The sequence below is a fragment of the Lysinibacillus sp. 10T31 genome (genome assembly GCF_056394365.1).
Genome location: NZ_JBFTHS010000005.1, coordinates 13,534 through 37,267, shown reverse-complemented (window position 1 = coordinate 37,267; position 23,734 = coordinate 13,534). Strand labels below are relative to the sequence as shown.

Annotated in this window: 18 protein-coding genes and 1 pseudogene; 6 read left to right on the top strand and 13 right to left on the bottom strand. The window is 36.5% G+C overall.

Annotation, left to right across the window (positions count from 1 at the left end):
• Positions 1 to 61: 61 nt before the first annotated feature.
• Complete coding sequence (locus tag AC1DCY_RS04280; protein ID WP_477347754.1) at positions 62 to 1,303, bottom strand: substrate-binding domain-containing protein; 1,242 nt, start codon at positions 1,301 to 1,303, stop codon at positions 62 to 64.
• Positions 1,304 to 1,939: 636 nt separating this feature from the next.
• Positions 1,940 to 2,569 (bottom strand): GNAT family N-acetyltransferase, encoded by a 630-nt coding sequence (locus AC1DCY_RS04275; RefSeq protein ID WP_477347752.1) that lies wholly within the window; start codon positions 2,567 to 2,569, stop codon positions 1,940 to 1,942.
• Between the two features lie 130 nt (positions 2,570 to 2,699).
• On the opposite strand from AC1DCY_RS04275, the gene AC1DCY_RS04270 reads away from it, so the two are divergent.
• On the top strand, positions 2,700 to 3,530 hold the full coding sequence (locus AC1DCY_RS04270) for a MerR family DNA-binding transcriptional regulator (RefSeq protein ID WP_477347750.1): 831 nt from the start codon (positions 2,700 to 2,702) through the stop codon (positions 3,528 to 3,530).
• Between the two features lie 60 nt (positions 3,531 to 3,590).
• Here the strand turns inward: AC1DCY_RS04270 and AC1DCY_RS04265 are convergent, their stop codons facing one another.
• From AC1DCY_RS04265 to AC1DCY_RS04240, 6 genes and pseudogenes are all read right to left on the bottom strand, one after another.
• Positions 3,591 to 4,352 carry an SDR family NAD(P)-dependent oxidoreductase gene (locus AC1DCY_RS04265; RefSeq protein ID WP_477347748.1) on the bottom strand — a complete coding sequence of 254 codons (762 nt, stop codon included), beginning with the start codon at positions 4,350 to 4,352 and terminating at the stop codon, positions 3,591 to 3,593.
• Positions 4,353 to 4,379: 27 nt separating this feature from the next.
• Positions 4,380 to 5,627 (bottom strand): MFS transporter, encoded by a 1,248-nt coding sequence (locus AC1DCY_RS04260; protein WP_477347746.1) that lies wholly within the window; start codon positions 5,625 to 5,627, stop codon positions 4,380 to 4,382.
• Between the two features lie 253 nt (positions 5,628 to 5,880).
• Positions 5,881 to 7,299 (bottom strand): annotated as a pseudogene (locus AC1DCY_RS04255) (NAD-dependent succinate-semialdehyde dehydrogenase).
• Between the two features lie 51 nt (positions 7,300 to 7,350).
• The gene (locus AC1DCY_RS04250; protein WP_477347744.1) at positions 7,351 to 8,991 is read right to left on the bottom strand and encodes a flavin-containing monooxygenase; all 1,641 of its coding nucleotides are present in this window, start codon (positions 8,989 to 8,991) and stop codon (positions 7,351 to 7,353) included.
• Positions 8,992 to 9,021: 30 nt separating this feature from the next.
• Positions 9,022 to 9,942, bottom strand: a complete 921-nt coding sequence (locus AC1DCY_RS04245) for an alpha/beta hydrolase (protein WP_477347742.1) — start codon at positions 9,940 to 9,942, stop codon at positions 9,022 to 9,024.
• A gap of 23 nt (positions 9,943 to 9,965) precedes the next feature.
• Positions 9,966 to 11,177, bottom strand: a complete 1,212-nt coding sequence (locus AC1DCY_RS04240) for an iron-containing alcohol dehydrogenase (RefSeq protein ID WP_477347740.1) — start codon at positions 11,175 to 11,177, stop codon at positions 9,966 to 9,968.
• Between the two features lie 289 nt (positions 11,178 to 11,466).
• Here AC1DCY_RS04240 and AC1DCY_RS04235 point away from each other — a divergent pair, with 289 nt between their 5' ends.
• Complete coding sequence (locus AC1DCY_RS04235) at positions 11,467 to 12,150, top strand: LuxR C-terminal-related transcriptional regulator (protein ID WP_477347738.1); 684 nt, start codon at positions 11,467 to 11,469, stop codon at positions 12,148 to 12,150.
• A 237-nt stretch (positions 12,151 to 12,387) separates the two neighbouring features.
• On the opposite strand, the gene AC1DCY_RS04230 is transcribed toward AC1DCY_RS04235, so the two are convergent.
• From AC1DCY_RS04230 to AC1DCY_RS04220, 3 genes are all read right to left on the bottom strand, one after another.
• Positions 12,388 to 13,176: an alpha/beta fold hydrolase gene (locus AC1DCY_RS04230; protein WP_477347932.1), complete on the bottom strand. Its 789-nt coding sequence runs from the start codon at positions 13,174 to 13,176 to the stop codon at positions 12,388 to 12,390.
• A 160-nt stretch (positions 13,177 to 13,336) separates the two neighbouring features.
• Positions 13,337 to 16,525 (bottom strand): BTAD domain-containing putative transcriptional regulator, encoded by a 3,189-nt coding sequence (locus tag AC1DCY_RS04225; protein ID WP_477347736.1) that lies wholly within the window; start codon positions 16,523 to 16,525, stop codon positions 13,337 to 13,339.
• 190 nt (positions 16,526 to 16,715) lie between these two features.
• Entirely contained in the window at positions 16,716 to 17,696 is a 981-nt protein-coding gene (locus AC1DCY_RS04220; protein ID WP_477347734.1) for a diaminopimelate dehydrogenase, read from the bottom strand.
• A gap of 436 nt (positions 17,697 to 18,132) precedes the next feature.
• On the opposite strand from AC1DCY_RS04220, the gene AC1DCY_RS04215 reads away from it, so the two are divergent.
• Complete coding sequence (locus AC1DCY_RS04215) at positions 18,133 to 18,423, top strand: hypothetical protein (RefSeq protein WP_477347732.1); 291 nt, start codon at positions 18,133 to 18,135, stop codon at positions 18,421 to 18,423.
• A gap of 6 nt (positions 18,424 to 18,429) precedes the next feature.
• Here the strand turns inward: AC1DCY_RS04215 and yeiL are convergent, their stop codons facing one another.
• Positions 18,430 to 19,092 (bottom strand): transcriptional regulator YeiL, encoded by a 663-nt coding sequence (gene yeiL, locus AC1DCY_RS04210; RefSeq protein WP_477347730.1) that lies wholly within the window; start codon positions 19,090 to 19,092, stop codon positions 18,430 to 18,432.
• A gap of 102 nt (positions 19,093 to 19,194) precedes the next feature.
• Here yeiL and AC1DCY_RS04205 point away from each other — a divergent pair, with 102 nt between their 5' ends.
• Positions 19,195 to 20,346, top strand: a complete 1,152-nt coding sequence (locus tag AC1DCY_RS04205) for an MFS transporter (RefSeq protein ID WP_477347728.1) — start codon at positions 19,195 to 19,197, stop codon at positions 20,344 to 20,346.
• 48 nt (positions 20,347 to 20,394) lie between these two features.
• On the opposite strand, the gene AC1DCY_RS04200 is transcribed toward AC1DCY_RS04205, so the two are convergent.
• A complete protein-coding gene (locus tag AC1DCY_RS04200) occupies positions 20,395 to 21,570 on the bottom strand; it encodes an oxalate decarboxylase family bicupin (protein WP_477347930.1) in 1,176 nt (391 codons plus the stop codon).
• A gap of 705 nt (positions 21,571 to 22,275) precedes the next feature.
• On the opposite strand from AC1DCY_RS04200, the gene AC1DCY_RS04195 reads away from it, so the two are divergent.
• Together AC1DCY_RS04195 and AC1DCY_RS04190 are read left to right on the top strand one after the other, a co-directional pair.
• Positions 22,276 to 22,446, top strand: coding sequence for a hypothetical protein (locus AC1DCY_RS04195; protein WP_477347726.1), 171 nt, complete (start codon positions 22,276 to 22,278; stop codon positions 22,444 to 22,446).
• Positions 22,447 to 23,027: 581 nt separating this feature from the next.
• On the top strand, positions 23,028 to 23,219 hold the full coding sequence (locus AC1DCY_RS04190) for a hypothetical protein (RefSeq protein ID WP_477347724.1): 192 nt from the start codon (positions 23,028 to 23,030) through the stop codon (positions 23,217 to 23,219).
• Positions 23,220 to 23,734 lie beyond the last annotated feature (515 nt).

The window sequence follows — 23,734 nt, the reverse complement described above, 5'->3', positions numbered from 1 at the left end:
CTTCACCCATTCTCATTTGAAAGTGGGTGAAGAGAGACAGAAAAATATCTGTCTCGTAATTTCACTTATTCATGATCGGAGGTGCCGTTTCTTCAGGGCTAAGCTCACGAATTAGCACTGGTACTGGATAATCTACACCATCTTGTTTTTCCAGACGGATAGAATACATCGACTGTAAAGCTTGATGGTCTTCTTTTCGGAATGTCATCTTTCCTTTTGGTGTTTCAAATGACATCCCTTCCATAATGCCGATAAGTTTTTCTGCATCTGTATCACCATCTGATTTTTTCAGCGCATCTACAATTGAGATAGCTGCAGACATGCCTCCTGGCGTAAATAAATCCGGAACTTCATTGAAGCGTTTTTGATGTTCCTCCACTAACCATTTATTCACATCATTTTGTGGTAACGTATGATAATAAACAGAGAACCCTTCCATACCGATTAATGGATTCATAAATTTCAATGCAATAATATCTGGTGCACCCGTTGAAATTTTTATGCCCTTTTCTTGAATTTTTAAATCTGCAATTTGATTCCACGGTGAGTTTGCACCTGCCCATACAACAAATAAATAATCTGGTTTTTTATCAATTACTTTTTGCAAATTGGACGTAAAATCAGTTGCTGCTGGATCTGCATATTCCTCTAAAACAATTTCTGCGCCCAACTTTTCTGCAGCTGTCTTAAAGGCTTTTACCCCATCCAAGCCAAAAGAATAGTCCGGTGCAAACGTTGCAATCTTAACACCCTTTCCTGCGATCGCTGCCGCTGCTGCATAAGCATCCTGTGAAGAATTTCGACCTGTACGGAAAATATACTTATTAAATTCTGAGCCCGTAATGCTATCCGCTACCGCAGGCTCCACCACCATAATCTTTTGGTATTCTTCCGCAAGAGGTAAAACAGCGAGCGTATCACCCGAGCTAGAGGAACCTACTAAGAAATCAACCTTGTCATCTTCTAATAACTTTGTCGCTTTTTGTACCGAAACCTCAGGTTTTGTTTCAGTATCTTCATAAACAATTTCTATTTTCTTACCATTAACCTCCATCGTGCCGCCTGTAGCATAATCAATCCCTAATTCAAAGCCATTCTTTGTTTGTTTCCCATACGACTCCAGAGCACCCGTCAATGACGCAAGCACACCAATTTTAATAGTGCCCCCTTCCTCAGCAGTCCCCTTTGTATCATCCTCCGAAGCCTTACCATCAGTTGAACTATCCTTCGTCCCCTCTGAATTACATGCCACCATCAACATCGTCAGCATCAATAAAAGCACAAATAACCAATGCTTCTTCATCCCATAACCCCTTTCATAATAAGCTAAAAAGAAAGCGCTTTCGTTGCTATGTCCACTATATAAAACTGCAGTTACAAATTAGTTACAAGATAGTTGGCTCAGTTTACTGAGTCGACTATCTCTGCAGCGAAAGTGGAACGAAGCGCGACGGAAGTGTGGTTTTTCCGGGTATGAGGATTTTATCGAAACAGTTTTGAGATTTATCGAGAACTTTTGATTGTTTATCAACCAACTTTTTTATTTTATCTACTAACTTTTTTAATTTATCTACCAACTTTCGAAAAATATCGATAGCTACCTAAAATGTGACACTATTTGTATCGCTTATGACATAAGCATATTTTCAAGGCAAAATTAAAAAATTTATAAAAAAAGCGCGAGAAATCAATGTTTCTAAATTGATTTCTCACGCTTAAGGTTTTGACCAGTTTTGTCCCAGCCTCTATTTATTGTATATTATTCATTCATTGCATCTAAAAATACTTTTCTGCCCTAGCTTTTGCTACTGCTCTACCTTCTTTCCCTTATTCTGTATAGAGAGATTTTTCACTCCCTATAAACTCCTATTTGCTGTATGCATATCAATATTTCTTAGCAAACAGATTATTTCAAGTAAAAGTATATTCAAACCTATAGTTAAAAATCATAACTATATAAAAATACGTTAAGTTTTTCTCCCGTTGAATCAAATTGAATTTCTCTTTCATCTATACGATCGAAGTTTTGACTATCATAATATCCATAGTTACATCTAGTATCTGTATATAAATATAAAGATTTTACATCCATACTTTCCATATAATTAAACAAATAATTCATTAGAGCCTTTCCAACCCCAAGACCTCTTGATTCCCCCGAAACAATAAATAATTCTATACAACCTTGAAAATCAGTTTCTATTCCGTTTATAGGCTCCTTATATGCCTCTTGAACCTTTCCAAACTCTTTCATGAATTTTTTATTTTCCTTATTAGCCATGAGTGCTTTAAGCATGGAAGAGGCAAGACTGAAAATATTATGAGCTTTCTTTAAACGGTTTTTGTCTTTTTTTGAATCACCCAAAATAATACCAATCACCTTATTGTCTTTTTCTGCTACTTTGCTAAATGAGCTTTCTAAAATACAACCTTGTAGATAGATGGTTAATACAGAATCTAAAAATTTCTTATCCTTAATTAATTCATTGAAACCAAATGCTTCACCAATCAATTCTTTAACGGATTCATAATCTTCTTTAACTAGACATCTGTATATTACTTTTTCCATGTTTAAAAACTCCCTGTTTTATAAGTAAATTTATTTAGTATTTCTTGTGAATACCTTATTATGATAATAAGGTCTCCCCTAAGAGGAGAGTCAACAATTCTGTAAGGAAAAAATAAAGGAAGTGATTTCGGTGCAACATTTATTTTCTATTGGTGAAGTTTCGAAAATGAAAGACATTACAATAAAAGCATTAAGATATTATCATAAAATGGGGATTCTTATTCCAAAACATATTGATGAAACAACRGGTTATAGATATTATTCTATAGATCAACTTATTCATATAGATATTATAAAAAGCTGTAGAGATTTAAACACAAGCATAGTCGAACTTCAAGAAATTTTTAAGAACTGTGATACTAATGAATTACTAGCATTTTTACAATTAAAAAAATATGAAGCTGAAGTAAAAATAAAGAAAATGCAGGAAGTCATCAAAACCATTGATAACTTAAATAGGGAGGTAGAGACTGCTAAGGATATATTAATTAACGATGGGATGTCTATTCAGTTCTTTGAACAGCGTTATGTAATTGTAGCGCCTTGTAAAGAAGTGGGAAGTTTACAGGAGTTACTTTACTATTCTGCCTTAGAAAAAATCATTCAAGATAAAGGTGGGAAAATGTCAATGGAAAGAGGGATCCTATATAGCGTTAATGCAGACTGGAATGTAGTACCAAGATATGTTTTTAGTAGACTTCAAGGCAACGCCACTATAGAAGATAAACAAAATATAAAAATATTACCCAAAGGAGAGTATTTAACGTTAGCTTATGGTAAAGAGAATGAAGAGGAATTTAAAAATAAAATAATTAAATATGTAAAAGAGAACAATTTAAACGTTAAGAGCTTCATTGAAGTGGAGTTATATAACGATTTCTTTAATACTGAATCTTATAGTTGTCAAATTCAAATATTAATTGAAAATAATGAGGCAGTTGATTATTTAGGACTAAGGTGAACCTTATCTTTAATAAGTAACCCTAAAGGCTCACCACCAAAAGTTGGTGATGAGCCATTATTACGCTAGAAGACCACCATCAATCACGTATTGACTTCCCGTAATATATGAAGACGCATCTGAGGCTAAAAATAACACGAGATTAGCTATTTCTTCTGGCTTTGCATAACGTTTCATTGGAACATTCTCCATTGTCTTTGCTCTTAATTGCTGTGCTTGTCCAGATGCTTTACCTTCCTCAATCGCAAGCATCATACGTGTATCTACATAGCCAGGACAAATAGCATTTACACGAACTCCAGCATCTACAACTTCTAATGCTGCTGATTTTGATAAGCTGATTACTGCATGTTTGGATGCTGAATATGGTGCGAGTCCTCTAGATCCTCGAAGCCCTGTAATAGACGCTGAATTGATAACACTACCATATCCCTGTCCCACCATTACCGCCAACACATGTTTTAATCCAAAGAAAACACCTTTAATATTTACATTTAAAACTTTATCTAAATCTTCTGCAGTTGTTTCGATAATAGAAGCGTCTTTTCCTTCTATGCCTGCATTATTAAAAAATACATCTATTTTTCCAAATTTAGCTTTTGTATTTTGCACAAAATTTACTACTTGCTGCTCATTTGTAACATCTGCTTCTTGAATTAAGTAATCTTCTAACTGCAATTCTTCGACAAGTGAATCTAACGCTTTCTTATCCAAATCAATCAATACTAGCTTTGCTCCGTGAGAAGCGAATAGCTTTGCAGTTTCTTTACCAATACCTCCAGCTGCACCTGTAATCAACACAACTTTTTCTGTAAATTCCATATCCCCACTCCTCTATCTTGCCAATTTTTAATCAACAATTTCTTGCATTTCTGCTTTTTTTCGATCTGGATGAACTAATGCTATAAACAATATAGCTACAATAAAAATAATCCCTGCAACCATTAAAATTGAATAGTTAAACCCTTGTACTATATGGTCTTTCCCAACCATTTCAATGATAAAGCCTGTTAAAATTGGGCTTATTGCCGCAGCTATATTTTGAAAGGCCACGATAATACCTGATAAAGTTGATGTACGTTCTGGAAGTTGATGACTCATAATAATATGGGATGTTGAAAGAATAAGGTATCCTAAGCCATACGCTAAACTAATTGCAATAACCGACCATATTGGTGAATGAATAAAATAAAGTGAAGCGAAGAATAAAGAACCTACTAACATTCCAGCCCCAGTTACACCAACACGTGCTCTACGAAGACTCTTTGTTTTCTTAAACATTTTGTCAGAAATCCATGCCAATAAGAAGGCGATAAAAACAGATGATCCACCAATCATCAACGTAGAGTATGCCATATTCATATGAGACAATTTAACAACTTGTGTAAAGTATAAAGGCATCCAAATTTGCATCCAACTAGATAAACAGAAATAACCAAACGTTGCAAATAGCGTGAATAAGCACGTTCTAGAAAATAATACTGGGTATAATTCTGACCATGTCACTTTGTTTTTTGGAGTTTCTACTACTTCTTCATAAAGTGTTGGACTCTTTTTAGGCACAACAAACACCCATAAAATAAGTAATAAGAGACTAGCTAGCCCCATGATGGCAAATGTATGTCTCCAACCAAAAGATTGAATTAAAAAAACAACTACCGGTGCAACAGCATAAGCTCCTATTGTTGCACCTGATGTGAAAATAGTCGTAACCCTCGCTCGCATTTCAGTCGGAAAATAAGAGAATAGTAGGCGTAAAGAGGCTGGTGCATAACCACCTTCAGCCAGACCAAGTAAAATGCGATACAAAAGAAGTGTAGAGAATCCAACAATCACATAGCCTCCAAATTGAAGCACTGACCACACTAATAGCATAATAGTAATCATTTTTTTAGAGCCGAATTTATCTGTCAGTACCCCAATTACGATGGCAGCAATAGGGAATATCCAGAAAAAACTACTGCCAATGATGCCCCATTGTGCATAGGACAATCCCAACTCATTCATTAAGGGCTCCGAGGCTAGACCAACTACACTCTTATCAGCAAAGTTAATTAAAAAACCCAAAAACAGAATACTGAGTACAATCCACCGCATAAGCATTCCTCCTACATGGTTAGTAAAAACTTTGTGTCACGGAAAAAAGGTGGTGATTCCACTTTTTGATTTTGCTGGATATATTTCTTAGTACACTATGACCTAAAGCTATTTTTTGAAATTTGGTCTTTACCAAAATATGTACTTGACTGCACGTTCCGCTTCGGGAGGAAGCTTTGCCATGGACCTGGCCTCCCGCTGCCGAATGTGCTTTTCAACGTTATTAATTCAAGAACAGATTTTAGTAGTGATCCTAAATTTGGACCGAAATCATTTTGATATCTAGATAGTCCTCTAAGCCGTACTTGCCGCCTTCTCGACCCATTCCACTTTCTTTTACACCACCAAATGGTGCCTGAACTGCGAATGGTAATGCATCATTCACCCCAACCATTCCATAGTCCAATTGTTCAGAGACCCTAAAATTGCGGGATAAATCCGTTGTATAAAAATACGAAGCTAATCCATATTCAATATCGTTTGCTCGTTGAATTACTTCTTCCTCTGTTTGGAATTTAATCAATGGAATAACAGGCCCAAATGTCTCTTCTTTTACGATTAACATGTCATCTGTAACATTAGCTAAAACTGTTGGATCATAAAAATAGCCTTGATCAAGCTGATCATCAGATAATCTTCTTCCACCATTTAAAATGGTAGCACCTAACCCCACCGCATTTTCAACTTGTTCGTGAACTTTTTCAAGTGCTTCCGCATTGATTAAAGGTCCCATGTCATTTTTTTCATCTAATCCATTACCAACCTGAATACTCCGAACCTTATTATTTATTTTTTCAGAAAACTCATCATAAATTTTTTCTTGGACATAAATACGATTTGGACAAACACATTGTTGGCCATTAGAACCGAATTTACTTTTTATCAGTCCATCAACAGCTAATTCAAGATCCGCATCATCAAAAACGATAAATGGTGCGTGTCCACCTAACTCCATCGATACACGTTTTACTGTTTCTGCGGATTGGCCAATTAACACTTTTCCTACTTCCGTAGATCCTGTAAATGAAATTTTTTTGACGGCTTTACTTTTCATCAATGTATTTGCGATAGGTCCGGAACTCCCCATCACTAAATTTGCTACCCCTTCCGGAAGTCCAATTTCATCAAAGATTTTAAAAAGTGCAATAGATGATAACGGCGCTTCTTTAGACGGTTTCAAAACAATCGTGCAGCCCGTTGCTAAAGCAGGTCCCAGTTTTCTCGCAGCCATCGACAACGGAAAATTCCAAGGTGTAATCGCTCCAACTACTCCCACGGGTTGCTTTATTACTTGGATACGTTTATTAGCTGCTGATGCAGGAACAATATCACCATATATTCTACGAGCCTCTTCTGCGTACCATTGAAAGAAAGCTATACTTGAAGCAACCTCTTATCTCGCATGATGAATGGTTTTCCCCATCTCTTTCGTAATGATTTGAGCAAATTCTTCTCTTTGTTCTTTGAGCTTTTCGACTATTTTCCATAAATATGAACTTCGCTGCTCAGCGGCAAGTGAAGACCATTCTTTAAAGGACTTTTCTGCTGCCCTAATTGCGTCCTCTGTTTCTTTTTCACCAACAAAATATACCGTATCTACTTTCTCTCCAGTTGCTGGATTATGAACATCAAACAACGTATCTGTCGTAATCCACTTCCCGTTAATATACATAGTCAACACATCCTCTGCTCATAATAGACTTCATAAAAAACGTGCACCATTTTACGAAAGCGGTATCTTATCTGTTTTGAGAGTTAAGTTAAAACTCTCGTAGTTTTTAGCGGCTACTTGATCACAAATTTTGCGATATTCACCTACACCACCTACATAAATGAGGAATCCTCGAGATTTCCCTTCTATATTTGCCCCTGTGTACCATGAGTCTACTTTTGTCATAAGCGTTCTTTGTGCTAATTCAAAGCAATGCTTACTCCAATCTTCTTCCGCTTCCACTTTCGCTTCGATCGATTCAATCCCATGCTCACGCATATGCTCCATACAATCGCCAATCCACTCTACATGTTGCTCAATTGATATTGGTACATTGGAAAGTACAGATGGGCTTTCAGGTCCCGTAATCATAAACATATTCGGGAATCCTGCAGTTGTAAGCCCTAAATAAGTTCTTGTTTGAGTACCGTCTCCCCATTTTTCTTTTAGTGTTACACCGTTTTTACCACGAATATCAATTTTAAATAACGGTCCCGTCATTGCATCATACCCTGTCGCAAAGACAAGAATATCCAATTCATACTCCTGCTCAGAAGTTTTTAAGCCTTTTGGTGTCACTTCTACAATTGGAGCAGATTTCACATCAATTAGAGTGACATTCTCACGATTAAAAGTTTCGTAATAATTTGTATCCAATACTGGTCGTTTAGCCGAGTAGTAATAACTTGGTTGTAATGTTTCAGCTACTTTTGGATCCTTCACTGTTTCAGCAATTTTCAAACGAATAAATTCACTTGCTGTTTCATTGGCAGCCTCATCGACTAAAAGATCATTATACGTTTGACTAAATCCTAAGCCGCCTCGTTCCCAAATCTTTTGATATTCTTCATTACGTTGTTCTGGTGAATCTTCAAGAGCGGAACGATCATTCACAATCGTATGAAGGTACCCCATTTTGGACCAGCGAATTTTTTGACGAATTTCAGCGTAGTTTTCCTTCACCTGTTTAAGAAATTCTGGATCATACGGATAGTTTCTTGCAGGCGTACTATATGCGGGAGTTCGTTGGAAAACAGTAAGATGTTCTGCTTCTTGTGCAATCACTGGCGTAGCTTGGATTCCACTTGAGCCTGTCCCAATTAAACCAACTCGTTTTCCTGTAAAATCTACCTTTTCGTGTGGCCAATGTCCTGTATGATAAGCTTGCCCCTGAAAACTATTTAAGCCTTTAAAGTTTGGAATATTCGAGGCAGATAGACAGCCTACACCCGTGATAAAATACTTTGCAATGAAAATTTTCCCATCATCCGTATAAACAAGCCAATTTTTATGCATTTCATCATAATGAGCTGCTGAAATGCGTGTATTAAACTGAATACTACGTCGTAAATCCAAGCGTTCTGCTACAAAGTTTAAATATTTTAATATTTCTTCTTGCTCTGGGAATCTAGAAGTCCATGTCCATTCCTGAATTAATTCTTCTGAAAATGTATAGTTATAAATAATACTTTCTGAGTCACATCTCGCTCCAGGATATCTGTTGGCATACCAAACACCACCTACATCTGGTGCCGCTTCAAAAGCCTGTACAGAGAATCCCGCTTCTCTTAAACGGTGGACCATATATAACCCTGCAAAGCCTGCTCCAATAACAATTGCGTCTACATTTACACTCTTATTTGTATTTGCCATGGTATCCCCTCTTTCTGAAATTGTTTTTATTTATTGAAATTGAGTACGTAAATAGGTAGCAACCTCATTAACCGCTTCTTTTCCTTGCTCTAAAATTCCACTCATCCAAAAAAATCCGTGTATCATGCCTTTATAACATGTCGAAGTTACTGGAACACCTGCGGACTTTAGTCGTTCTGCATATGCTAATCCTTCATCACGTAAAGGATCATATTCTGCTGTGATGACTAATGCTGGAGGTAGCTTAGTTAAATCTCCTGCAAGTAACGGTGCCGCATAAATATTTCCTTTATCCGTTTCGTTCTCCAAGTATGCTTGTGAAAACCACACCATACTCTCATATGTTAAAAAGTAATCTTCTCCATTTTCTTTATACGAATCGGTATCAAAGGAGAAATCCACCACTGGATAAATTAAAACTTGTGACACCAAATTTAATTCTCCACTTTTTCGCGCCATCATTGTAACCGCTGCTGCCAAATTCCCACCTGCACTATCTCCGCCAACAGCTATTTTTTCAGAGTCCCCATTTAATTCATGAGCATGTTCAAACACCCATTTTGCAGCCGCATAACAATCCATCAATGGCGTTGGAAATTTATGCTCAGGAGCTAAACGATAGTCTACAGATACTACGATACATCTTGCTTTATTTACGAGATTCCGACAGGGCACATCTACTGTTTCAAGATCTCCTAAAACCCAGCCTCCGCCATGAATGTAGATAAAAATAGGAAATATCCCTTCCCCTTCTGGCTTATAAATCCTCAGTCCAATTTCTCCATCTTCTACCGGAATCGTATAGTCACGCACCTCTGCTACAGGTTCAGTAGGACCTGCAAGTTTGCGAAGTTCTTTGTTTTTTGCTCGATTTTCTTCAAGCGTTAATGTCGAGTTTGAAGGTCTTCCTTTCAAAGTATCTAAAAATACTTTTGCCTGAGGGTCCAGCATATGTTCTCCTCCTCTTCTCCTACTCACTGTTCAACTTTACGCAATGTCACAGCTGAAACTTCATTGGTCACTTTCAAGATAATTTCTGCTGGGATAAGAAACTTTCCTGCTGCTGAATCGTTTTGGACCTCTTGAACAATCGATACTAGCGCAGAAGGTTGAAGGTCGAATTCAGAAAATGTCTCTGGCAACTCTATTTCATTGCGTAAATCTCGAATGAACTGAATAACTTCATTTAAACAAGTCACATCATCCGAATGCGAATCTTCAATTCCTAACGCTCTTGCAAAGTCTTTAATTTTGGGCAAATAGAATGAAGGAATGGCCGCCATTACATTCGGTAAAAGAACGGCGTTTGCTAATCCATGTGGAATTCTAAATTTTGCTCCAAATACATGCGCCATATTATGCACGGGCACGCCATTATTTCCAAAGCCAAAAGCGGTGATTGCCATCGCACTCGCTATTAGCATATTTTCACGTGCTTTTACATTTGCCCCGTCTTTCACTACTTCCGGTAGATTTTCTGCTATTATTTGAGCTGCATGCAATGCATACGAATCAGTGAATGGTGTAGCAGTTGTTGAAAAGTACCCCTCAATTGCATGCGTTAATGCATCCATTCCTGTAAATGCTGTTATCCGAGGAGGCAATCCAACCGTTAACTCTGGATCTAAAATTGCAATATCTGCATTTAAATAAGGTGTTCTTACAACAAATTTCGCACCTAATTTTTCATTGAAAATAACGGCCATTGGCGATACTTCTGCGCCTGTTCCAGCAGTAGTTGGGATTGCTATGTGTGGAACGCTACTAGGCTTTGCTTCTGGAGGAAACTCTCTCACACTATTAAGCAATAGCTCCTCCATATCATCACTTTCTTTCCCGAGCAACCACTTAATCCCTTTCACCGCATCTAGTACACTTCCTCCGCCAAGAGCAACCAACGTATCTGCCTGGTGATCTTTATAAAATTGAACCGCCTTCGTAATATTTTGTGCTTTGGCATCTTGTTCAATAGCATCAAAAATACCAACCAATTCTATAAATCTATCTGGACCTTGAAACAAATCAATGATTTCATTAGCAATTCCTGCTTGAACTAGCCCTTTATCTGTTACTAATAAAACTCTTTTGCCACCTAAACCATGAATCATTTGTAAAAGTTGCTTCCTTGAACCTACTCCACTTGAGATAGCAGTTCTTAAATGGAATTCCGCAAAAGAATTATGCATTTCTCCCACCTACTTTTCAAAGTAATAGTCAACACTATGGAAATGATGTACATCATACCTACCCTTATACGGTGCTTCCTCACAATGTAAGGGTTTACATTTCCATCTTAACTTGCTCCTTTACTTTTACATATCCCTAAAAATAGGGGGTTTCAAATTGACAATTTCAGCATTATATATAAATAAACTCATTAACAACGTGGAAAAGGAGTTTATTAATTTTCAAAAGACAGTACTTTTGATATTATTAGAATATTCTTATAATTATATTTGAGAGAGGGTTTTGTTTTTGCTTAGTACAACGATTAAAAATCAAATACAATCGATATCTTCTGCTACTTCTCTTGATGAAAAGCAAGTTCTTGCCGTTAGGGGTTTCATTGATATTTTCCAATTTTCACGTGTAGGACTATATTTCTATTCCACACTCAGCAAGGTTGGAGAAGGTATACTACGAATAGACAAACAAGGGATTTCTTCATTAAAAGATTGGCGAGAAGATGTACGAAACATGCCACCGATTTATGCTGCTATTCAAGAACGAAAACCGAAACATATCGATACAAATTTGATTCGAGAGATTCCTGTAAAATATACAAATGGTGTCTCCACAGAAATGCTTGTAGTTCCTCTCAGTGACAACTCACATGTAGTTGGTTACGCTTGTATGGGGAGTACGGATACCTTTACTGTAAAGGATAGTCTCATGTATTCTTTAGGCATGTACGGTGAACATTTAGGACAAATTTTCGGCAAAGACGATTACTCAAACAATCCTAAGAAACTTAGTAAAAGAGAGATAGAAGTTTTGCAAAAAATGTCTTGGGGCGAAAGTACAAAGGATATGGCAGCATCTATTGGTATTAGTGAGTTTACTGTTCAAGATTATGTTCGTTCCGCCATTCGCAAACTTGATGCATTCAATCGTGTACAAGGAGTAGCTGAAGCATTACGTAGAGGTCTTATTCAATAAAATTATTTTACACAAAAGTAATAATGAAGTACGTACTTTGCTAGAACAATGGCTTTCTTTTGTTTCATAGTTATAAAAGATGTATTCTACACCTCTCAGGTTTTTAGGGTCATATCCAGCGTAGCGACTCTTATTTTAATGTAGGGTCTCAATAAATAGGCAGAAAAAAATCCATTAAATATTGATTATTCATGGATTTTTTCTGTCTTTATTTAATTCATAAATAAGAAAAGTATTTCAATCGATAAATTCCTCTACCCGATCCAACCATTCATGCATAAGGCTATTAAACAAATTCGCTTGCTCGATTTGTAAGTTATGCCCAGCCTTATCTAAAATTATGAAGGCTGCTCTTGGGTATTTATCTAAAATGGCAAAAGCGTCCTTATAGCCCACCATGGAATCTTGTTTACCTAACAAAAATAAGGAAGGTTTATCAAATGAAATCTCATCTACAAGAAAAGAAAAACTATAGCTCTTTTGGATTTTTTCTAAAAATTCCACATCCGCATTTTTTTGACCAGCCAATACTTCATTTGTGTAACGGTGACAATTATATTCATCTAAAACAACTAAATGGGAGCTAAAATCCTCAAGTTCCTGTCTCGTTAGTGTCGATAAAAACGCTTTATCCGCCGAGACAATACTTTGTGGTGGTACTGTTCTACTTTGTTTATCAGGAATAATCAATGGGCAAATAAACGCAGCCCCTAAAATTTGTTCATGATACTCCCTCATGATTCCACGCACTAAATATCCACCATAAGATTCTCCTACCAATAAATAACGTTCATTTGGTATTAAGGAGTGAATTAGTTCTATTACGGCCTCGAGCATTTCATCTGAGTTATTGATTTTTTCATAGTCTGTCGTCTTGCCCATTCCTGGAAGGTCAATATAAATTCGTTTCCAGCCTTCCCTTTCTGCAAAAACGGGCTCCATACATCCCTTCATTAGTTGATGATCAGGAGAATATCCATGGAGCATAACGATTGGTGTTCCAGTCCCAATTATTTCATAGTAAATATTCGCCTAACTTACCTTACAAAATGACATAGTAGTTCCTCCGAATATTATAATAAAGTGGATTTCCGTTCCGACTGAGACGCTTTCCTAGGAGTCGCCCAGTCTCCAATCCAATTCACGAGCCATAATTACAAAAAATGGTTGTTGCACAAATTATACACTAACCCATTATTAAATCATAAACACCCATCGTCGATTCCATTGGTGTTGTATTTAGTTCACTTTTTAATTGCTGCACACATTTTTCATACCATTTTAACGCAAGGGAGCGGTTTTGTAATTGATAGTAACTATACATCAACAACCGATAGCCTTCTTCCCATAATGCATCCTCACGAATCATTCTTTCTGCATAAAGAATAGCTTGCTTATAATTTTGTTGCCGCGTTGCATTTTGTGCTAACCTTTCCAGTACTTCAATATATAATGATTGTAGCTTTTCACGATCCTGTATAAGCCAATCTAACTGCTTTTTTTCAGCATACAGTACATCCGTATAGCTATATTCAGCAAGATGTAGCCATTCGTTTGATAATTGTGGATCGAACTCCTCCATCCCTAATTCATAAAAATAAAGAAAGCGTTCGACATCGATTTGCAGAAATTGAATTTGCTGCAATTGGTACATATTATTTTTACGCTGGATGAAAAAGCTGTCCTGACGCGCATTTCTATTTGGCTCAAGAACCTTTAATAACGTATTCAAGACAACTTTAAAATCTCGATCTAGCGATTCAACATTCCGCTCTGGCCATAGTGCCTGTGCAATCTCTTCCTTTGGGGTAAACCGATTGCGATGACAATATAAATAGACGATGAGCTCCTTCGATTTATCGCGCTGCCATTCTTTATCCTCAAGCTTTCGATGCTTTCTAATTAAATCTAAACTTCCTAAAAAGTTCACCTGTACTTCCTCCTGCGGATAAACAATATTGTCCTCAACTTGAAAATAGCTACGCATCGTCAAAATAGCTGCATTTTCTCCATCACATTTTCTACTAAATTGTAAAAGCTCATAAAAAATCATTCGATTCGGTGGACCGAGTATGGTTTTCCTCTGTAAAAAGTAGTCATAGCCATTATTAATACATAACTGTGCAAACTGCTGAAAATAATGATTAAATTGCTGGGGATTATTTTCTTTGAAGGCAATGACAGATTGAAAGAATAATACATGCATCTCGCCATTTTGATCGCCACAATCGTTAAAAAGTCGCTGTGCCTTTATTAATAATTGCCGTGCCCGTTCAAATTCTTGTTGAGAAATAATAATTTTTACCTCAGCGATTAATATAAGAGCAGTCATCCATGCATCTTGTACTTGCTCCGTTTCACGTAATCCAAGTGCTACATATTTTTTAGCAGTGACAATATCTCCTTGCGCATGTTTGACAATTGCTAGTCCCATATATGGCTCGGCCTTTACGCGAGAAATATTAATGGTATTCATTAATGTAAGGGCTTTCTCATATGCATTACACGCTCCTTGATAGTCTGGAAAATCTACTAATAATAAGGCATGTGCTTTGCGAATATAGCCAACAGCCTCAATAAACACCGATTTTTCACGTAACCCCCTACGAATCCCATGCTGAGCGGCATACCAAGCATCCTTCCCTAGCCCTAATAACGCATAAACAAATGATGCTAACAACTCACTCTCTCTATGCGTCGCGACAAGCTGTGGCGGTAATTCCAATCTCTGCGTCAGCAATTCCTTTGCTTCTAGAAGCTGCCCTGTTCTTAACAATATCCGAACGTCAACATTTGCTCTTTGTAGCACATCCTCCGTTAATGCAACTTCATCTGTAAAAATTTGCGCTCCTTTTGCCTTCCCTAGATTCACCAAATTTTCAGCATACTGACGTTGCAATTCGTGAAGTTCCTCTTCGTTTAACGGCGTATGATTTGCTAATTCTAACGCCCTTTTTAAATGCGGTTCTGCCAATGCTGGCTGGATTGTATCGAGATAAATATGTGCTAAACCTGCTTGTGCTTTCGTCATAAAGAGATAATCATTCTTACTTTTTGCGATGTTTGCACAATTTTCATAGGACTGCTTCGCTCTTTCATAATAAGCACGATAGCGGTGGCACTCACCTTCAAAATAATGCAATTTGTAATATTCGGATTTTTCACCAGCTGTAAATCGGTTTATTTTTTCTAATAACCACTCAAATTGCCCAGCACGAACTAGACTGTCAGCATGATTTTGTAATTGCTCACCACAAAAATCATGATCATTCGTTTTAAATGCATGATGAAGAACAGCTTGTATATTGTTTTGTTTTACATAATACAATGCTGCTTGTTTATGCAATGCAATATACTTCGAAGCATTTTGTTGCCATTTTAGCTCTAAAAATCTACTGAACAAGGCGTGAAAACGATATAAACCTTCCGTCGTGATCGGTTGAATAAATAAATGTCGGTGGACAAACAGTTTTAACGTATTTGCAATTTCCGTGCCATAAAATTGTGTGATAAACTCTTCTGAGAAAGTAGGGAAAATCGCCAGCTTTAATAAGGCTTCTTGCTCGAATGCTGACATCTTAAGATAAACTTCCTCCGATAAATAGGTGAAAAGGTCATTTGGAGAGATATTTAGCCAATGAGCTAATGTCTCCTTGTTCCATTGTTCAGCTAATAAAGAAATACTAATTGCCCAACCCTCTGTAATTTCCAAAACCTTAGATATTTCATCTTCTGTTAAATGAACTGCTACGTAATCCTCGAAAAAAACAGCGATTTCCTCTGAAGAAAACGCTAATTCTCCTTCTGCAATAACGAGTAATTTTTTTTGTAGCTTTAATCTTCTCGTAATATCCCAATTCGGCATCGTTCTAGAGGCGACGATAAAATGAACATTCGGTGGTGAAAACTCAATGATTTTTTCCATCACATAATTAATATGAAATTCATGGTCAACGAGGTGGTAGTCGTCAATGACAATTAAAATCGGCCCTTCGATTTCACATAAACTATTGACAAACAGCTTAAACCAACGATTAAGTTCCTCTATTTTTGGAAAACGGGATAATTGATTCCATGCATCAAATTCTTGACCGAAGTTCGGAACAATACGTGTGATACTAAAAAATAAATGCCTTAAAAACGGCAATATATTATCATCTTCCTCCGACACACTATACCAGGAAAATTTGCTTGATTGAGCATGTAGAAATTGTGTAAGGATTGTTGTTTTACCATACCCTGCTCCACTATGAATAAGTGTGCAAGAATGGTTTAGGCTTTTTTTTAATGTTTTCATTAATGTAGCTCTACTAATACAATGATTGGAAGGACTCGGTGGAATACACTTTGATTGGATAATAATGTCTGTTGTCATTTGGTGATAACCTCCCCATTCAACTGGTTATGTAAGGTTTCAACTTCATAGTAAAAATAAAAAATCCTTGAGAAGAGTTAAATTATTGACAGTTTACCATATTCTATATGTTATTTTATATAATTGACTTGCTAAAAATGAAAATCCCGATTATCAAATAATACGATAATCGGGATTTTGTATAAGTATATTATAAAAGTTCTTTACGTAATTCAGCAGCTGATTTTGGTGATAACAGACCGAATGGGATATCGAATACTGTTTTAGCACCTTTGTCTCCAGCTTGGTTTAAGCGATGAGCTGCACGTGCAAAAGCAACTAGAACACTAGACGTGAAGTTTGGATTACTTTCAAGTTTTAATGAGAATTCTAGAATTTGTTTTTCGTTTGCGCCACTTTCACCACTACGAATAACGAATCCACCGTGTGGCATGCCTGTATGATTTGCTTTAAATTCCTCTTCAGAAATAAAGTTTACTGTAGTGTCATACTCGTCAAAATAGTTTGGCATCGTCACAATTTCTTGTTCAACTTTCGCAGCATCTGCACCTGCCTCAAGAACAACCCAGCATTCACGTGCATGTTTTTCACGCGTTGTTAACTCAGGATTTTCACCGTTGCGAACACGGTCCACAGCCTCTTTAATTGGTAATGTGTATTGTACAGCATTGCTAACACCTTCGATGCGACGAATAGCATCTGAGTGACCTTGACTTAAACCGTCTCCCCAGAAAGTATAAGTTGTGCCTACTGGTAGAACTGTCTCCCCGAGTATACGATTTAATGAGAACAAACCTGGATCCCAGCCAACTGAAATGACTGATACTTTACCAGATTTTTGTGCTGCTACATCAACAGCCTCGAAAAACTCAGGAATTTTCGCATGTGTATCAAAGCTATCAATTGTATTAAACCATTGTGCAAAGTGTGGGCCTTGCTCTGGTAAATCTGTTGCTGAGCCACCACATAAAATCATTACATCAATGTCATTTTGGAATTTTTCAGCATCATCCACTAAATATACACTTGCATTACTTGCAATGTTTACAGTTGAAGGATCGCGACGTGTGAAAACCGCTACTAATTCCATATCTGGATTTTGCGAGATAGTATACTCTACTCCGCGCCCTAAATTTCCATAACCTACAATACCTACTCGAATTGCACTCATTAAAAATTCCTCCTCGCGATTACGTGACTATGTGAAGCCTTTCACGTTAAACCTACTTACAATAATACGTTGTGTATGGAAAATTCACAATAGTTTGAGTACGTGTTTTTCTCTTGAAATTATACAAGTTTTCTATGATTTTTATTCGTTAAAAGCATGAATGCGGTTACATTTTACTAATTTTAACTTATTTCAGCGGGCGTACCCGCTGAAATAAGTTAAAGCCTGCGGCGGATGTCACGGAAATCGGTAAAGAGTTCTTTAAGAATGTTTGCCTAAAATCATCTCATCCATGCGATAACGGCTAACCGACCTGCATTATGCCAAGACATAATTGACTGACAAATCTTTAAGTTTTCGTTAAAGCCTTGTAAATGAAGACTATTCCGACCGCATGTCTTGTACAATAACATTAACGACAAAGGGGGCATGTTGAATGAAAAGTAATTGTTATTCACCAAGCACAACATTGGAACAAGGAGAATTACTTGCTTGTCCATTCCGAAATGCACAAAAATCTGCTAAAACTCACATTAAAACTGAGGTAAAGCACAAAAAGATTCCATCCAACACACACCAATGTTTAGGGATTATACCTTTTGGCGTTATAGAAGAAACCCTAAATATCTCCGTACAAAATCAAAGAGTCAATACGGTTAATTTCTACCATAGCGGCAAGGAGATAGCGCGCTGGTTGATTAAAAAAAGTGAATACAATAAGCTTTAGTATTCCTCAAAGTATCTCCTGTGACAATTCGGAAAGACGATTTTCATTGATAATGTGATAGCCATCCTTTCTCTTTTCTAAAATTTTTTCTTCACAAAATTGTGCAAGTACATATAATAAATGCCTATAAGAAACCCCTAAATATTCACAGATTTCCGTATGCTTTTCTTTATAGATTCCTTGATCTGACGATAACTGGATAAATGCAGCAAGTCGATTTTCAAGTGGATATGCTTGATTTTGTGTATATTTTGACGTCATTTTGGTCGCCTTTTCCCCTAAAAACACACAAAGTTTACGTAAAAATAGTACATCCGTGAGTAACTTTTCTTTGCAGGACTGTGTAATCGAAAAACAAATCGTCTCAGTTACTGTCTGAATCCCCTTCGTATATCTCGCCTCATTAAGCAACTCAATTTCACCCATAAAACGCGGTGCCTCTGGGTATTCGATAAGCGATACCTTTCCGTTTTTATGCGTCATATATATTTTCGCTTTTCCTTCAATCATGTAGTATAGCGTATCTGGAAATGATCCTTCCTGAAAAATCCATTCGCCTTTATCAAACTTACATACTTCCAAAAATGGATCAATATCAAAAGAAAAAAAATCATCAATTGGATATTTATCGAGATAGTATGAACGTTCCTCAGCTGTCAGTATATGCATTATTTTTCTCTCTCCTCCGAAAAAAATGTGAGATATCTCACATTATTGTACCGATGAACGTGCTATTATTCAACATAGTTAAATTGGAGGTACGGAAAATTTATGAACAATCAACGATGGCTTTCTCAAAATTTCTTTGCATTTTTCTTTACATGGGGTATTTTCTTACCTTACTGGACTGGTTGGCTTGTAGATGCCAAACACCTCACTGTCTCACAGGCCAGCATCGTAATGGGCTGCGGTCTTTTAGCACGAGCAATTTCAAATCTATTTTTCTTCCCGACTCTTGCAAAATATGTGAACAAAAAACAACTCGTTAGTATTCTAGCAATAGGTGCCCTAATCACAACTTTATTTTACTTACTAAGCACAAGCTTTATCTCGCTTCTTATTGTTACCCTTTTATTTAGTGTTTTCTATCCAGCACTGTTACCTGCCGTTGAAAGTAGCGCGGCAACGCTCGTACAGCATGGAAATGTACATTATGGTAAAAGCCGCTCCTATGGTTCCCTTGGCTTTGTCATTGCAGTATTAATCATTAGTATGCTAACAGGTGCATTTGGCAATAACATTATCTTTTGGAGTATGGTGGTCGGCCTGATCGGTATGCTGTTGATGCAGCAAATGGCTACACCAAAAGAGTTACTCGTTGTACCGACAAAAGAACAACGTGCAAATTCATTGTCGATGAAAACATTATGGACTATTAAAGGCTTCCCAATTGTTTTATTAGTCGTTATTCTGTTGCAAGGCGCACATGCTTCTTATTACAGCTATGGCTATATATATTTAGGTGATTTACATGTTGATCCATTCTATATGGGGATGATTATTAACATCGCCGTTATTTGTGAAATCTTATACTTTATGAAGGCTGATACACTATTTAAAAAATGGCGCTCATCTTCTTTATTACTTTTAGCAGCAAGTGGTTCATCATTACGTTGGCTACTCATTTTCCTATTCCCGAATGTCTGGGTATTTATCGCTTCTCAAACATTACATGCATTATCTTTTGCTCTTGCGCATTACGCTTTTATCGGCTATTTAACAAAAACATTGCCGAAGGAGCAAATTCCAAATGCACAAGGCCTATACTCTGCATTAGCAATGGGCTTAAGTACAGCTATTCTTACATTTTTAGGCGGCTATTTATACGAGATTTCACCAGGACTATCATTTGCAGCAATGCTTATTTGTTCTGTCCCAGCAATCGGTATACTGCTTGCTACTAGAAATAAATATCAATATTAAAAACAAGTAGGTGAGAAAAAACATTTTCTCACCTACTTGTTTTAATATTCACCTTGGATAATACGAAAATCCAGGATATTTCACTACCGGCCACTTTTCTTTTCTTAATACATTAAGAAGTTCAGGACCAACATTTAAATTGCTTTGTACTAGCTCGGATGGAGTAAGAGCCATCCATTGATTTAATGAAACATCCTGGAATCTATCACTTTTAAACATTTCAAGGAACCATAATGTCTCAGTACCGGTATTTTGAATGTAGTGACCATTTGCAAAGGGCACGTATCCGACATCTCCTGCACGATAATCGAATGTTCTAGCCACACCATTTGCTGTAAACACTGTCATACGCCCTTTTCCTTGAAGGTAATATTGCCATTCGTCATTATTTGGGTGCCAATGCAGCTCTCTCATTGCACCAGGCTTGATCTCGACAAGTGCTGCGGCAATATTTTTAGAAATAGGAAAGTTTGTCGAATCCACAATTCTGACACTGCCACCAGGAGTTTTTATAGGAGTTTGTGCAAGCAAGCCATGCTTGAAGGTTTGGGGGACTGTACCGTATGGGGATTGTACTTTTTGTGTGTCAAGAGGTCCTGGAACCTTATCTTGATAAATATAGACCTGTTCTTTCGGGATATGATTAAAAGCGCTCATTGGAACACCAAAATTGGAGGACAGCACATCTTTAGGAGTATGAGCAAACCAATCAGATATTGAAAAAGTACTTAGATCTGAGAAATGCCCATCGTCAAACACCAGCAAAAATTCACAGCCATCCTCAAGACCTTGTATGGAATGCGGAATTCCTGGCGGGAAATACCATAAATCCCCCGGTCCTACATCGGCAATAAAATTACGCCCATTTTGATCGACCGCTGTAATACGTGCATGACCAAGAAGCATATACGACCATTCAGCTTGTTGATGCCAATGCAGCTCACGAACTCCACCAGGTGTCAAACTCATATTGACACCTGCTAATGTAGTGGCAATTGGCAAATCACGAGCAGTAACTTCTCGAGACCAACCGCCATTTTTTAAAACCATATGCGTATCAGAAAAAGAAAATTTTAAATTCGGTACAAGTCCAGCATCTGTTTTTGGAGGGACAAGCATATCAGGATTTTCCAAATCCCTCATAATATCTCTCGGCCCTTTATCCACCCACCCCGCCCCATCTTTCCGAATAGGCTGCGGAACATAAGAATAACCATCGGGCATGTTCTCCAATTATTCACCTCTTCATAAAGAAATCATTATATAATATGTATGGATTCTTTACTTTGATCACCCTTTTCCTTTCAGCTTAGTTGCAAGGATAGCAAAATCTTTATCAAAGTATCGCTACTTATGTATATCGTTTTTAACCTGGCGCCTCCCTAAAATGCTTGTTTAGTAATAGCCCATCTCATTTTATATTCCCTTTTAAACCATATTTACAGTTGGAATGTTATTAATCGCTTTTACATATATTTACTTCGGGATAGCTTACCTTATGCATCGCCCCAAACGTCATTGCAGTTTGCTATCCCACCGATATATCCAGTAGTATCTGAGGTCCGCAATACCTTTCTTGTTTGAAATCATCAAATGCCTTTCAAGTCTGAGCTGTAGTGTGTGCAAAGGCTGCAGCTTTTCATATTATAATAAAGATAAAAATGAGGAGTTGTGCCGATGAATGGAGTATCTATTCCTGCTTTACTAAAGGCTGTCTTTATTTTCGTCAGTGGCATATTCGACAAATTTAAATTTTAAAAAAGTTAGTAAAACAAATAGATAAATTAGATTTTAGGGCGATATTTTAATCGCTCTTTTTTCATTTAATACTCATGTTGTTCAGTAAATGAATCAATTCATAGTTCTAAAAACTTCCTGACTATGTTATTGTTTTACAAGTTAATAACCCAAATATTAGGAGGTATCACAATGACTTTAAAGATTGTTAAAACGCTTTTATCTATCTTTCTTGTGTTTATGTATTATTTGGGCTTTTGGTCAACTAACTCTACTATAAAAATTGCATTTTTCTTTATTATGATCCTCTTTATTTATGAAATAGGTGTTGAAACTGGTAAGAAGCAAAAGAACAGGATCTAACCGGAGATTCTATACATTTTCTTTCAACTAATCCTCTTAACTTTTTCTTTAGCTCACGAAAGAATTTTATAAAAAAGTTTGTTACAATAAATTGGAAATTTAATTATTTTTTCCGAAGGGAGATTTTAAATGTTTAGCAAACTATCCATTATTTTCGCAGTAATCGGTGCTGTTCTATTAAGTTTCTCTTACATTTATTCAGCAATTTTGAGATTCTTATGATATCTGGATTCGGTTTATTATTTATAAGTTTATTGTTAAGTCTTTGTGCTGTATTTAAAAGAGAACGGGGAAATACAAGTTTTTGCCTGTACTAACATTTTTCCTTTGTAGTTTCTTCATTACTTGGTACGACCCTTTTCAAATTGTAAGATTACTTACTTGGATGAAAAATTAATATAAAAAGAAAGAAATTTCTCATGCGGTATAGGAACTGTTTTACCCTAATATCACTGTTAACAAAACCTTTTCTTTCGATCAACATTTTGCTTCTCTTAACCAATTTTTATAAATTAGCTAACATAAAATAACCACAGTTAAATAAAATCCGTTCCACATCTAAAAATTAGGAGGTGGATAACATGCATTATTTCCAAGTTTTTTTCCTTACTTTATTTTTAAGTGTCATCAGCTTTTTGGCTTTAGCCGCAGCAGGATTCCTTAATTATATAGATGGGCTAATAATGTCTATTGGGCTAATAATAGTTACTTTACTTTCTATTATTATTAGCTTATTAGTGAGCATTAATAGACAATTAAAAAAGAGAGTATAAAATATTTTGTGTAAATGGATAAAACGACAAAAAGGAAGACCTTTTCTTGGTAGAATTAAGTCAGCAAAACCAATCCTAGAAAAGAGATCTTCCCTAATTATTGTTTAGGCTACACATTTAGGACAGTGAGTTTTTAGTTGTGGCGAGTTTCATTATAGCAACTGGAAATAATGCTATAAGGCGCAATAAAATCTTCATTTTTAAAGAAAATACACTATACCATTAATACATAATAAGGACTATTTCACAATAGTAATTTGGCATATTTTTGAATATATCCTACCAAAAAACAAGTTCAAACATTAAGCATTTCCCCTTGTGTAATTTACCCCACTAGCAAAGATAACAACCTTTCCTAGGATTACCTAAAACCCCTGTCATACCACTTCGCTCCCTTTACTAATTTTAGAAAATATGAATTTGAATGAATACATGGTTTCCTTTACTAACCTCGATTTTTTCTCAAAACATACGATTTATCGGATAAGTAGTAGAAACTGCATTTTTCGCAAAAA